Here is a 12,772-nt window from a genome sequence, read left to right on the forward strand (position 1 = left end):
ACGCGGTGGCATGGTGCTTCGGCGCGGGTGGTGACTGGCGGCGCCGGGCGAGCCGATTGATCACCGAAGTCCTCACCGTCTGAGAGCAGCGAACCCGCCGAAGGCGGTCAGCGGGTGCGGAGGTGGCGGGACCAGGCCTTGGCGTACGCCTCCCGGTGCCGTTCCGCGGTTGTCGCCCACGAGAACTCCTTCGCCCGCTGCTGCGCCGCCGTGGCCAGCTCGGACCTGCGGCCGGGGTCGGCCAGCAGCTCCGCGATCGCCGCCGCGACGTCGCCTGCTCCTACTCCGCAGTACGCCACCGCGTCGCCGCCCACCTCCGGGAGGGACAGCCTGCGGGTGGTCAGCACGCACGCTCCGCACGCCATCGCCTCCAGGACCGGGAGGCCGAAACCCTCGCCGAGCGACGGGTAAGCCACCAGCGAAGACCCGCCCAGGAAGCCCGCCAGCGTGCCGAACGGCAGGTAGCCCGCCCGGATCACGCGCAGGCGGTGCGGGACCGCGTCCAGCGCGCGCTCCACCTGCGTGTCCCAGCCCGGCTGGCCGGCGAGGACCAGCGCCGGGGCATCGGCCCGGCCGGCAACCGCGCGGGCGAAACCGCGGATCAACGCCGGGACGTTCTTGCGCGGCTCCAACGCCCCCAGGAACGCCACGTACGGCGTCCGGCCCAGGCCGACGGCCGCGCGCGCGGCCGTGACCTCCGCCGGGGACGGCGGGTGGAAACGCTCCGTGTCGACGCCGTGGTGGATGACCTCCACCGACGCGTGCCGCACCGGGCTGACGCGGGCCAGCTCCGCGGCCGTCGCCGCCGACGGGACCACGCACACCGTCGCGCGCCGCAGGGCCGTGGCCGTCCACGCGCGGAAGAAGCGGGCCTTCACCGACGAGTGCAGGACGGCGTCGGTGAAGAACGTCGCGTCGTGCAGCGTGACGACCGAAGCGGCCGACGTCGCCAGCGGCATCGTGTAGTGGGGCGAGTGGACGACGTCCGCGCCGAGGCGGCGGACCAGCCGCGGCAGGGTCGCCTGCTCCCAGGTCAGCCGGGCGGTGCGGGTGGTCGTCGACGGCGACGCGGGCACGATGCGTGACCCCGGCGCCAGCCGATCGTAAAGCTGCAGGTCCCGCGGCTGGCAGACGACGGTGATGCGCGCCCCGTCCGCGTCCAGCGCGGCGACGAGCGAGTCCACGTAGCGGCCGACCCCGCCGCGGTCCGCGGGCACCGCGGTCGCGTCGATCAGGACCCGGGGATCATCGCTCACCCCCGTAGGGTACGGCGGCGACGCAGCGTCATAGTGGGGAACTGGCAAACCCGTCAGTCGCGTGCTCGCCGGTGGATCGCCCAAACGGCTTCCGCGGCGCGACGCCAGGTGAACGCCTTGGCCCGCTCGCGTCCCGACCGGGTGAGCTCCGCTGCTCGCTCGGGTGACCCGAGCACTTCACGCAGCGCTTTCGCCAACGCGGCGGCGTCCCCGCGCGGCACCGTGACGCCCGCGCCGCCCGCCACCTCGACCAGCGCCGGCACGTCCGTGTGCACCACCGGGACGCCGGCCGCCATCGCCTCCAGCAGCCCCAGGCCGAAGCCCTCGGCGAGGCTCGGCACGGCCAGCACGCTCGCCCGCCGCAGCACGGTCGCCAGCTCGGCGTCCGGCACCCTCCCGAGCACGCGCAGCCGGCCGGCGGGCAGCCCGCGCTCGGCGGCCAGCGCGACCGGGTCGACACCGCCCCAGCCCGGCTGCCCGGCGAGCACCAGCACCGTGTCGTCCAGCGCGGCGACGGCGTCGATCAGCAGGTCGATGCCCTTGCGCGGCTCGATCGTGCCCACCGCCAGCACGTACCGCGAAGGCAGGTCCACCTCGGCCGAATCCCGGGACACGCGCACGCCGTGCGGGATCACGCGCACCGGGACGTCGACGTCGACCAGCACCGCCAGCTCGTCGGCGACCGCCCGCGTCGGCACGACCAGCCCGGACGCGCGGCGCGCGGCCCGCGCGATCATCGACCGGTGCCAGCTGACACCACGCGCGGTCAGCGTCTCGGGGTGGGTCCAGGGCACGGTGTCGTGCACGGTCACGCTCAGCGTCCGCCCGGCCGGGGCGCGCGGCGGCGCGAACGGCGTCGGCGCGTGCACCGCGTCGCCGCCCGGCCACCAGGGAATGCCCAGCTGCCAGACGCCGATCAGCGCCCGCGGCGGGAGCCGCAGCACGCGCGGGCCCTCGACGCCGTCGAGCTCGGCCGCGCCGACGTCGGCGTGCCGCGCGACGACGCTGGACACCGTCCAGCCCGGCGGGGCGGTCTTCGCGAGCGCGGGCAGCAGCTCGGCCGTGTAGCGCCCGGTGCCACCGGGCACGGGCGCGAGGAGCTGCTCGGCGAGCACGACCAGTTCGGGCACGCGGCTATTGTGCGGGACGTGACGCCGAATCCCGCCACCACGGTGGTAGTCGTGACCTGGCGGGGTGCCGGGCACGTCGCCGCCTGCCTCGACGCGCTCGCCGCGCAGACGCGTCCACATCGGACGCTCGTGGTGGACAACGCCTCGGACGACGGCACCGCCGCGCTGCTCGCGGCGCACCCGAGCAAGCCGCGGGTCCTCCGGCTCCCCCGCAACACCGGTTACGCGGGCGCGCTCGCCGTCGCCGTGAAGGAGCTCGAGACGCCGTTGATGGCGTGGCTCAACGACGACGCCGAACCCGAGCCCGGCTGGCTGGAAATCCTGGAGGACACCCTCGAGAAGTCGCCCCTGGCGGCCGCGGCGACGTCGCTGCTCGTGCTGCCCGGCGGCCCGGTGCAGTCCGCCGGGGTGCGGCTGACCGCCGACGGCCACGGCGCCGACCTCACCGAGCCCGGGGGCGAGGTCTTCGGCTTCTGCGGCGGCGCGGCGCTGCTGCGCGTCGAGGCCCTGCGCGCCGTCGGCGGCGTCCCGGCGGAGTTCTTCTGTTATTACGAGGACACCGACACGGCGTGGCGGCTGCGGCTGGCCGGGTGGGACGTCGTCGCGGCGCCGGACGCCCGGGTCCGGCACGCCCACGGCGTCAGCAGCAAGCCCGGTTCGGTGCCGTTCCACCGCTGGAACGAGCGCAACCGCCTGCTCACGCTGCTGCGCTGCGCCCCCCGCGAGGTCGCGCTGAACCAGCTGGTCCGCTTCGCCGTGTTGACAGCGGTACTGCCGCTGCGGCCGGGCCGCCCGGCCGCGGCGAACTTCCGGTTCGGCCTGCGCTGCCGGGTCCTGGCCGAGGTCGGCGCGCGGTTACCGGCGACGCTGCTGGCCCGGCGCCGGATCGGCCGCCTCGCAGCGCTGGGCCGAGGCGCGGTCTGGGAGGCATGGGCCGGCCTTTAAGCTGGGCCCAATCCGACGAAGGAGCTGGCTTTGGCGCAGGGGGAACAGCAACCGCTCGTCTCGGTGATCCTGGTGAACTACCACGGCGCCGACGACACGATCACCTGCCTGCGCGCGCTGGCCGAGCACGACTACCCCGCACTCGAGCTGATCTGCGTCGAGAACACCCCCGGCAGCGCCGACGCCGCGCGCATCCGCGAGGCCGTCCCCGGCGCGCGGGTGATCGAGGCCGGGCGCAACACCGGGTTCGCCGGCGGCTGCAACCTCGGCGCCCGCCACGCCAAGGGCACGGTCGTCGCCTTCCTCAACAACGACGCGCGCCCGGCGCCCGGCTGGGTGTCCGCCGCCGTCGCCGAACTGCGCGCGCAGCCGCGCGTCGCCGCGGTGGCCAGCAAGGTCCTCGACTGGGACGGCACCGGCACCGACTTCGTCGACGGCGGCCTGACCTGGTTCGGCATGGGCTACAAGCGCCACGCGGGCAGCCCGCTGGCCGACGTCCCGGCCGCCGAGCACGAGGTCGCGAAGGACGTCCTGTTCGGCACCGGCTCGGCGCTGTTCGTCCGCGCGGGCGTGTTCGCCGAGCTCGGCGGCTTCGACGAGCGGTTCTTCATGTTCTACGAGGACGTCGACCTCGGCTGGCGGCTCAACCTGCGCGGCTGGCGCGTCCGGTACGTGCCGGAGTCGCTGACCTACCACCGCCACCACGGCACGATGGGCGCGGTCGACGCGCCGGAGACCGGCCGCGAGACCTTCCTGCTGGAGCGCAACGCCCTGGCCTCGCTGTACAAGAACCTCTCCGACGAGACGCTCGCCCGCGCGCTGCCCGCGGCGCTCGCGCTGGCCGTCCGCCGGGCCACCGCCCGCGGTGAGCTGGACGCGACCCAGCTGGACCTGGAACAGGGCGGTGACCCTTCAGGCCCGATCGAATCCGGCGACGTCGCGATCCCGCGGACCACGCTCGCCGGGCTCCTCGCGATCGACCAGTTCGTGGAGCAGCTGCCGTCGCTGGCCGAGTCCCGCGCGGTCGAACAGGCCGCGCGCGTGCGTACCGACGCCGACCTGCTTCCCTTGCTGCGCAAGGCGTTGGAGCCCGCGTACCCGCTGCCGCGCTACCTCGCCGCGCACGACATCCTCGTCGAGGCGTTCGGCATAGAAAAGGCTTTCGGGCAGCGCCGCAAGATCCTGGTGATCACCGGCGACGCGCTCACCGAGCGGATGGCCGGCCCGGCGATCCGCGCCTGGAACATCGCGCTGGCGCTGTCCGCCGAGCACGACGTCCAGCTCGTCACGACGAACCCGCTGGCCACGCCGCCGCCCGCGCCGTTCCGGGTCGGCGCCGGGAAGCGCCACGAGCTGGAAGCGCCGATCGCCTGGGCCGACATCGTCGTCCTGCAGGGACACGTGCTCGAACTGGCGCCGTCGCTCAAGAAGGAGCACAGCGGCAAGATCGTCGTCGCCGACCTGTACGACCCGATGCACCTCGAACTGCTGGAGCAGGGCAAGGGCGTCGCCGACGACAAGCGCGCGGCGGACCTGGCCGGCGTCACGAAGGTCCTCGACGCGCAGCTCGAACGCGGTGACTTCTTCCTCTGCGCGTCCGAGCGGCAGCGGCACTTCTGGCTCGGCCACCTGGCCGCGCTCGGCCGGCTCTCGCCGCGGCTCTACGACGCCGACCCGACCACGCAGTCGCTGCTCGCGGTCGTCCCCTTCGGACTGTCGCCGCAGCCGCCCACCCGGACCGGGCCCGGCCTGCGGTCGTCGCTGGGCATCGGCGGCACCGACCACGTCGTGCTCTGGGCCGGCGGGGTGTACAGCTGGTTCGACCCGCTGACGCTGGTCCGCGCGATCGACGAGCTGCGCCGCCGCCGCGGCGACGTCCGCCTGGTGTTCCTCGGCATGAAGCACCCGAACCCCGAGGTCGCCGAGATGGACATCGGCGCCCGGACGATCCGGCTGGCGGACGCACTGGGCCTGACGGACAAGCACGTCTACTTCAACGAGCAGTGGGTGCCCTACGGCGAGCGGCAGAACTGGCTGCTCGACGCGAACTGCGGGGTCACCACGCACTACGAGCACGTCGAGACGACGTTCGCGTTCCGCACCCGGGTGCTCGACTACCTCTGGGCCGGGCTGCCGATCGTCACGACGGACGGCGACGCGTTCGCCGACCTGGTGCGGACCGAGAAGCTCGGTGTCGTCGTCCCGGCCGAAGACGCCGGCGCGCTGGCCGACGCGCTCGAGAAGTCCTTGTACGACGAGGAGTTCGCCGCGGGCTGCGTCGAGCGGATCGCCGTCGTCGCGCAGCGGTTCGCCTGGCCGGAGGCGCTGAAGCCGCTGGTGGAGTTCTGCCGCGACCCGCGCCCGGCGGCCGACCGCCTGCCGGGTTCGGCGGACCTGGTGACCACGCCCCCGGTGCGCGGCCGGGCGATGCTGCGCCGGGACACCGACCTGATCCGCGAATACCTGGCCGACGGCGGGCCGTCCGAGCTGGCGCGGCGCGTCGGTGGCCGGGTCGTCAAGGTCGCGAAGCAGCGGTTGCGCCGTGGCTAAACCGCTTCGCGTCCTCCTCGACGGCACGCCGTTGCTCGGCGCCCGCACCGGAATCGGCCGGTACACCGCCGCGCTGAGCGAGGAACTGGCGTCGAACCCCGAGGTGGACACCCGCGCGGTGGCGTTCACGCTGCGCGGCTGGCGGAGGCTGCGGCACGTGCTGCCGCACGGTGTGCGGGCCCGCGGGATGCCGGTGGCGGCGCGGCTGCTGCGGATGACGTGGCTGCGTTCGGACTTCCCGCCGGTGGAGCTGTTCGCCGGCTCGACCGACGTCGTGCACGGCACGAACTTCGTGCTGCCGGGCCGGTTCCGCGCGGCCGGTGTCGTCACGATCCACGATCTGGCCTTTTTGGACAATCCCGCGGAGCTCGCCCCGAGCGACCGCGACCTGCCGGAACTGGTCCGCCGCGGCGCCCGCCGGGCGGACGTGATCTGCACCCCGACCGCCGCGGTGGCCGACTCGGTGGCGACCCGGCTGGACGTCGACCGGGCGAAGATCGTCGTGACCCCGCTGGGCGTCAACCCGGCGTGGTTCACCGCGCGTCCGCCGGACGACGAGCGCCGCGCGCGCCTGGACCTGCCTTCGCGCTACCTGCTCTTCGCCGGGGCCGCGGGTCCCCGCAAGGGTCTCGACTGGCTGATTCGCGCGCACGACGCCGCCCCGGACCTGCCGGACCTGGTGTTCGCCGGCCCGGGCCCGTTCCCCCGGACGTCCCGGACGCGCCAGACCGGCTATCTGTCCGATGTGGACCTGCGCACGGTGGTCGCGGGCGCGTCGGCGCTGGTGTTGCCCTCGCGCGACGAGGGTTTCGGCCTGCCGGTGCTGGAGGCGATGGCGTCGGACGTCCCGGTGGTGTGCACGGACATCCCGGCCCTGCGCGAGGTCACGGGCGACTGCGCGAGCCTGGTCCCGTACGGCGACGTGGACGGCCTGGCGGAAGCCCTGCGCACCGCGGTGACCGACCCGCACGCGGTAGCGACGTCCTCGGCGCGGCGCGCCCACGCGGCGAATTTCACGTGGCACACGTGCGCGGAACTGACGGTGGGCGCGTACCGCCTCGCCTCAGGCCGCCACTGACCGCGTCACTCGGCCGCGAAGTAGGCGTCCAGGGCTTCTTCCCACGGACGCAGCGGCGTCAGCCAGGCTTCCTTCCACGAAGCCGGTGACAGCACCGAATAAGCCGGCCGCGGGGCGGGGCGCGGGAACTCCTCCGTCGTGCACGGCTTGACCCGCGCCGGATCCGCGCCCAGGTGGGTGAAGACCGCGCGCGCGAAGCCGCACCAGCTCACCGAACCCGCGTTCGTGCAGTGCAGGATCCGCTGCTCCGGGCCGTCGCCGGTCGCCGCGCGGGAGGCCAGCTCCAGCAGGCCCGCCGCCAGGTCCGCCGTCCACGTGGGACCGCCGACCTGGTCGTCCACAACGGACAGTTCCGGATTCGAGGCTTCCAGGCGCGCCATGGTCTTCACGAAGTTCGTGCCCGACCTGCCGTACAGCCAGCCGGTGCGCACCACCCAGGACGACGCGCCCGAGCCCAGCACCGCGTCCTCGCCCGCCGCCTTCGTGCGGCCGTACGCGCTTCGCGGGCCCAGCTCGTCCGAAGGCTCGTACGGCGCGGACGCGTCACCCGGGAACACGTAGTCCGTGGACACGTGGATCAGCGGCACCCGGCGGGCCGCGCAGGCCGCGGCGAGCACACGCGGGCCGTCGGCGTTGACCGCGAACGCGCGCTCCTCGTCCGTCTCCGCCGCGTCGACCGCGGTGTAGGCGGCCGCGTTGATCACCACCGGTGCCGAGCCCGACTCGCGCGCGCGGTCGGCCAGCGCGCCGACGGCGGCCAGCACCTGGCCCGTCTGCGTCACGTCCAGCTCCGCCGACCCCGGCGCGACGACGTCCACGTCGTCCGAAGCGAGCGCGGCGAGATCCCGGCCGAGCTGTCCGGAACCACCGGGCACGAGCACCGTCAACCGCACGAGCACATCCTCTACTTCTTGAGCGCGGCCCGCTCCGCCAGGGGCTCCCACCACGCGCGATTGTCCGTGTACCAGGCCACTGTCGCGGCCAGACCGTCCTCGAAGGACACGCGCGGAGCGTACCCCAGCTCCTCGCCGATCTTCGTGATGTCCACCGAGTACCGGCGGTCGTGGCCCTTGCGGTCCTCGACCGGCTCGACGCTGTCCCAGCCCGCGCCGAGCGCCGCGAGCAGCCGCTCGGTCAGCTGGCGGTTCGTCAGCTCGATGCCGCCGCCGATGTTGTAGATCTCGCCCGGCCGGCCGCCGTCGGCGACCAGCTGGATGCCGTGGCAGTGGTCGTCCACGTGCAGCCAGTCACGGACGTTGAGCCCGTCGCCGTACAGCGGCACCTTCCGCCCGTCGAGCAGGTTCGTCACGAACAGCGGGACGACCTTCTCGGGGAACTGGTACGGACCGTAGTTGTTGGAACACCGGGTGATGCACACCGGCAGCCCGTGGGTGCGGAAGAACGAGCGCGCCACCAGGTCGGAGGACGCCTTGGACGCCGAGTACGGCGAGTTCGGCTCCAGCAGCCGGTCCTCGGTCCAGGAGCCGGTCTCGATCGAGCCGTACACCTCGTCGGTGGACACGTGGACGAACCTGCCGACCCCGGCCTCCAGCGCCGCCTGCAGCAGGTTCTGCGTGCCCAGCACGTTCGTCAGCACGAAGTCGGCGGCGCCGAGGATCGAGCGGTCCACATGCGACTCCGCGGCGAAGTGCACCACGAGGTCCACACCACTCATGACCTCGGTGACCAGGGCGGTGTCACAGATGTCGCCGCGGACGAACCGCAGCCGCGGGTCGGCGGCGACCGGGGCCAGGTTGGCTTCGTTGCCGGCGTAGGTGAGTTTGTCCAGCACGACAACCTCGGCGTCACGCAGCGCCGGGTACGCGCCGCCCAGCGCCTGCCGGACGTAGTGCGACCCGATGAAGCCCGCACCACCGGTGACCAGGACCCGCATCTTCCCGCCTTTCCTCGGCCCCCGTCCGGGGGCAACCGGCCCCCAGCCTACGGAGGTCCCACAACACCCTCAGTAGAGTCTGGGGTGGAGGCACGGGGGGTGCCCTGGGTTCACAGGAGGAAAGCGCGTGACCGATTGGCCTGCGCCGCCCGTCCCGGGCCGCCGTCGCCACGGTGTCGCCATCTTCGCCCGCCGCGGCGGCAAGGTGGTCGTCTCGTTGCTTTCCGTCGCGATCCTGGCGCTGACCTGGTACGGCTGGCACTTCATCGGCGACCCGAACACCGGCCTGACCACCACGAACGTCTTCGCCGACACCGAGGCGCACGCCAAGCCGCTCGACGGCGCGATCGACATCCTCCTGGTCGGCCAGGACAGCCGCACCGACGCGCAGGGCAACCCGCTGCCCCGCGAGGTGCTGGACATGCTGCACGCCGGCGTCTCCGACGGCGAACTGAACACCGACACGATGATCCTGGTGCACATCCCCCAGAACGGGAAGCACGCCATCGCGATCTCGTTCCCCCGCGACTCCTGGGTGGAGCTGGCCGGCGGGTACGGCAAGCACAAGCTCAACAGCGCGTTCGTCTACGCGTACACGGACACGTACAAAACGTTGCAGCGGCAGGGCATGACCGACCTGAAGCAGGCCGACGCGCAGGCGAAGGTCGCCGGGCGCAAGAACCTCATCGCCACGCTCGAGAAGTTCATCGGCAAGCCGGGCATGATCGACCGCTACGCCGAGGTCAACCTGGCGAGCTTCTACGAGATCACCAAGTCGATCGGCGGCGTCGAGGTCTGCCTCAAGGGCCCGGTCAAGGAGAAGAAGTCCGGGGTGGACCTGCCGGGCGGGCGCCAGACCATCGAAGGCGTGCAGGCGCTCGCCTTCGTCCGCCAGCGGTACGACCTGCCCAACGCCGACCTCGACCGGATCGCCCGCCAGCAGGCGTTCCTCTCCGGGCTCGCCCGCAAGGTCATCTCGACCGACGTGCTGACCAGCCCGTCGAAGATCGCCGACCTGGTGAGCGCGGTGAAGAAGTCCGTCGTCGTCTCGCAGGGCTGGGACCTGACCGAGTTCGCCGAGCAGATGCGCGGCCTGACCGGCGGCAACATCGAGTTCCACACCATCCCGACCCAGGGCAACGCCGTGATCGGCGGCGCCGACGTGCTGCGCGTCGACCCGGCCGCGGTGCAGGCGGAGGTGGCGCGCCTGACCTTCGACGGCGACGCCCCGGCGACCACGGCCCCGGCGCAGGCGCAGCTGCCCGGCGCGAACGCCGTCACGGTGGACCTGTTCGACGGCACGGGCACGCCGGCGCTGGCGACCCAGACCCACACGTTGCTGCAGGGCAAGGGCTTCACGCTGCCCGCGGACCAGAAGCTGAGCACCCGCGCCACCACGGTCGTCCGGTACAACCCGGCCGACGAGACCGCGCTGGGCCTGGTCAAGCAGGTGCTGGGCACCTCGCTCCAGGCCGAACCGGACAAGGACGTCGCCGCCGGGCACGTGCGCGTCCTGCTGGGCAAGGACTTCAAGGCCCCGGCCGACGGGCCGTCGACGCCGCAGTCGACGTCGCTGTCGACGCCGTCGAAGCCGCCGGTCCAGACCTCCACCCCACCGAGCTCCGCCCCCGCCGCGCCGCCGATCACGGCGGGCGACGTCCCCTGCGTCAACTAGACTGAGTACGCAGTGTGGTCGGGGGAGGGGAACAAGGGGTGGATGACGCGCAGGAACAGTCCGGTCCGGCCGCCAAGGCGGTGACGCAGAGCGACACCGCGGAGTGGAAGCCATCGCCGTTCCCGCGGCAGCCGACGCCCGAGTTGTCCGAAGAGCCCGCTCCCCGACCGTCCCGCGCACGCCGTGCCGGGCGGGTGACGCGCCGGGTCGCCGTCGGCCTCGTGTCCCTGATCGCTCTGGGCGCGAGCGGCTACGCCTACGTCACGAAGGACCAGCTGCAGAGCAACGTCCCGACGACCGACGCGCTCACCCCGCGGGCGGGCGAGCCCGCGCCGCCGCCCGCCGACGACGGCGCGGACGACATCCTGCTCGTCGGCAGCGACGCGCGGACGGACGCGCAGGGCAACGTGCTGCCGGCGCGGGTCCTGCGCGAGCTGCGCACCGAGGCCAACAACGGCGCGGTCAACACCGACACCGTGATCCTGCTGCGGGTGCCGAAGAACGGCGCGAAGCCGTCCGCCGTCTCGGTCCCGCGCGACACCTGGACCGAGATCCCGGGCCGGGGCAAGGCCAAGATCAACTCGGCGTACGGCATCGCGAAGGCGCACTACGCCCAGACGTTGCGCGCGCAGGGCGAGCGCGACCAGGCGAAGATCGAGCGCGACTCCGACACCGAAGGCCGCCGCGTCCTGGTGCAGGCCGTGCAGGACCTCACGCAGGTGCGCGTCGACCACTACGCCGAGGTCAACCTGCTGGGCTTCTACCTGCTCACCGAGGCCCTCGGCGGCGTCAAGGTGTGCCTGAACCACGCGACCGAGGACAAGGACTCGGGCGCGGACTTCCGCCGCGGCGAGCAGACCGTCTCGGGCGGCAAAGCGCTTTCCTTCGTCCGGCAGCGCAAGAACCTCCCCCGCGGCGACCTCGACCGGATCGTGCGGCAGCAGGCGTTCCTGTCCTCCGCGCTGCACCAGGTGCTCTCGGCCGGGACGCTGACCAGCCCAGGCACGCTGAACAACCTCGTGGACGTCGTCCACCGGTCCCTCACCCTCGACCCGGGGCTCGACCTGCTGCAGTTCGCGCAGCAGGCGAAGGGCCTCGCGTCCGGCGACCTGGAGTTCGCGACGATCCCGGTGATCACCGCGAACGGCCGCAGCGAGGACGGTCAGAGCATCGTCGAGGTCGACCCGGCCGCGGTCCGGGAGTTCGTGGCCGGCCTGGCCGGGCGCGCGACGACCCCCGCGGGCGGCGGCTCGGGCAGCGGCGCCGCCCCCGTCGCGGCGCCGCTGCTCCAAGCCTCCCCAGGCGTCACCTGCGTCAACTGAGCCCCAAAACCCGCCACTTTCCCTAAGAAAGATGCGTCGCCGGCCCCCTCGGGCGCATCTTTCACGGCGAAAGTGCGGCTTGGTCACGCGAAGTCGGCGCGGTGCTCTTCGGCCCATTGGCGGAAGGTGCGCGGCGCGGCCCCGGTCACGTCGCGGACGACGTTGGTGACCAGCGACGGCTCCCGGGTCGTGCGCGCCCAGGCGCGCAGGATCTCCGGCGGCACCTCGGGCGGGAAGCCCAGCGCGACCATCCGCTCGGCCGCCTGCTCCGGCGTCAGCTCCTCGACGGCGAGCGGCCGGCCGAGGACGTCGGCGAGGATCGCCGCCTGCTCGCGGAACGAGATCGGCTCCGGGCCGGTGAGCGCGAGCGCTTCGCCGACGTGCGAGCCGTCGATCAGGATCCGCGTGGCGACGTCGGCGATGTCGCGCTCGTGGATGGCGCCGATCCGCGAATCCGGGTGGGCCGAGCGCACCACGCCCTCGGCGATGTCCTGGCGCCAGCCCAGGGTGTTCGTCGCGAACGCGCCGGGGTTGAGCACGGTCTCGGCGAACGGCGCCGCGGCAAGCGCTTCCTCGACCGCGCGGTGCAGCCGGGCGATGCGGCTCTGCGCGGACTGCGGTTCCAGCGTGGCCGCTGACGACAGCAGCACGACGTGCCGCACCCCGGCCGCCTCGGCCGCCTTCACGAAACCGTCGATCCCCTGGCGTTGCGTGTAGAGGAACACCGAGCCGACGCCGTCGAGCGCGGCGTCGAGCGTTTCCGGGCTTTCCAGGTCGGCGCTCACCTTCGCGACGCCGTCCGGGACGTCGAGCGCAGTGGCGTCGCGGCTCGACGCGCGTACGTCCTGACCTGCGGCGACGAGCGCGTCGAGGACGGCGCGGCCGACGTTGCCGCGGGCGCCGGTGACGAGGATGGTCATGA

10 protein-coding genes are annotated in these 12,772 nt (G+C 73.3%); 5 read left to right on the forward strand and 5 right to left on the reverse strand.

What is annotated here, in order from left to right:
- Positions 1 to 107 precede the first annotated feature (107 nt).
- Both VA596_RS40340 and VA596_RS40345 read right to left on the reverse strand, forming a co-directional pair.
- The gene (locus VA596_RS40340; protein WP_323334630.1) at positions 108 to 1,256 is read right to left on the reverse strand and encodes a glycosyltransferase family 4 protein; all 1,149 of its coding nucleotides are present in this window, start codon (positions 1,254 to 1,256) and stop codon (positions 108 to 110) included.
- A 53-nt stretch (positions 1,257 to 1,309) separates the two neighbouring features.
- Positions 1,310 to 2,386, reverse strand: coding sequence for a glycosyltransferase family 4 protein (locus tag VA596_RS40345; protein ID WP_323334631.1), 1,077 nt, complete (start codon positions 2,384 to 2,386; stop codon positions 1,310 to 1,312).
- A 9-nt stretch (positions 2,387 to 2,395) separates the two neighbouring features.
- Between VA596_RS40345 and VA596_RS40350 the strand changes: the two genes are divergently transcribed.
- The 3 genes from VA596_RS40350 to VA596_RS40360 are packed head-to-tail and all read left to right on the forward strand — an operon-like array spanning position 2,396 to position 6,959.
- On the forward strand, positions 2,396 to 3,331 hold the full coding sequence (locus VA596_RS40350; protein WP_323334633.1) for a glycosyltransferase family 2 protein: 936 nt from the start codon (positions 2,396 to 2,398) through the stop codon (positions 3,329 to 3,331).
- A 30-nt stretch (positions 3,332 to 3,361) separates the two neighbouring features.
- Positions 3,362 to 5,881, forward strand: coding sequence for a glycosyltransferase (locus VA596_RS40355; protein ID WP_323334635.1), 2,520 nt, complete (start codon positions 3,362 to 3,364; stop codon positions 5,879 to 5,881).
- The gene (locus VA596_RS40360; protein ID WP_323334637.1) at positions 5,874 to 6,959 is read left to right on the forward strand and encodes a glycosyltransferase family 4 protein; all 1,086 of its coding nucleotides are present in this window, start codon (positions 5,874 to 5,876) and stop codon (positions 6,957 to 6,959) included. The genes VA596_RS40355 and VA596_RS40360 overlap by 8 nt, the downstream gene beginning before the upstream one ends.
- A 5-nt stretch (positions 6,960 to 6,964) precedes the next feature.
- On the opposite strand, the gene rfbD is transcribed toward VA596_RS40360, so the two are convergent.
- Both rfbD and rfbB read right to left on the reverse strand, forming a co-directional pair.
- Positions 6,965 to 7,858 carry a dTDP-4-dehydrorhamnose reductase gene (gene rfbD / locus VA596_RS40365; protein WP_323334639.1) on the reverse strand — a complete coding sequence of 298 codons (894 nt, stop codon included), beginning with the start codon at positions 7,856 to 7,858 and terminating at the stop codon, positions 6,965 to 6,967.
- Positions 7,859 to 7,863: 5 nt separating this feature from the next.
- Positions 7,864 to 8,853 (reverse strand): dTDP-glucose 4,6-dehydratase, encoded by a 990-nt coding sequence (gene rfbB, locus VA596_RS40370; RefSeq protein ID WP_323334640.1) that lies wholly within the window; start codon positions 8,851 to 8,853, stop codon positions 7,864 to 7,866.
- 127 nt (positions 8,854 to 8,980) lie between these two features.
- Here rfbB and VA596_RS40375 point away from each other — a divergent pair, with 127 nt between their 5' ends.
- Both VA596_RS40375 and VA596_RS40380 read left to right on the forward strand, forming a co-directional pair.
- Positions 8,981 to 10,528, forward strand: coding sequence for an LCP family protein (locus tag VA596_RS40375; RefSeq protein WP_323334641.1), 1,548 nt, complete (start codon positions 8,981 to 8,983; stop codon positions 10,526 to 10,528).
- 38 nt (positions 10,529 to 10,566) lie between these two features.
- Entirely contained in the window at positions 10,567 to 11,850 is a 1,284-nt protein-coding gene (locus VA596_RS40380) for an LCP family protein (RefSeq protein WP_323334642.1), read from the forward strand.
- A gap of 83 nt (positions 11,851 to 11,933) precedes the next feature.
- Here the strand turns inward: VA596_RS40380 and VA596_RS40385 are convergent, their stop codons facing one another.
- On the reverse strand, positions 11,934 to 12,770 hold the full coding sequence (locus VA596_RS40385; RefSeq protein ID WP_323334644.1) for an NAD(P)H-binding protein: 837 nt from the start codon (positions 12,768 to 12,770) through the stop codon (positions 11,934 to 11,936).
- Positions 12,771 to 12,772 lie beyond the last annotated feature (2 nt).

The organism is Amycolatopsis heterodermiae, assembly GCF_034929455.1.
Classification (GTDB): domain Bacteria; phylum Actinomycetota; class Actinomycetes; order Mycobacteriales; family Pseudonocardiaceae; genus Amycolatopsis; species Amycolatopsis heterodermiae.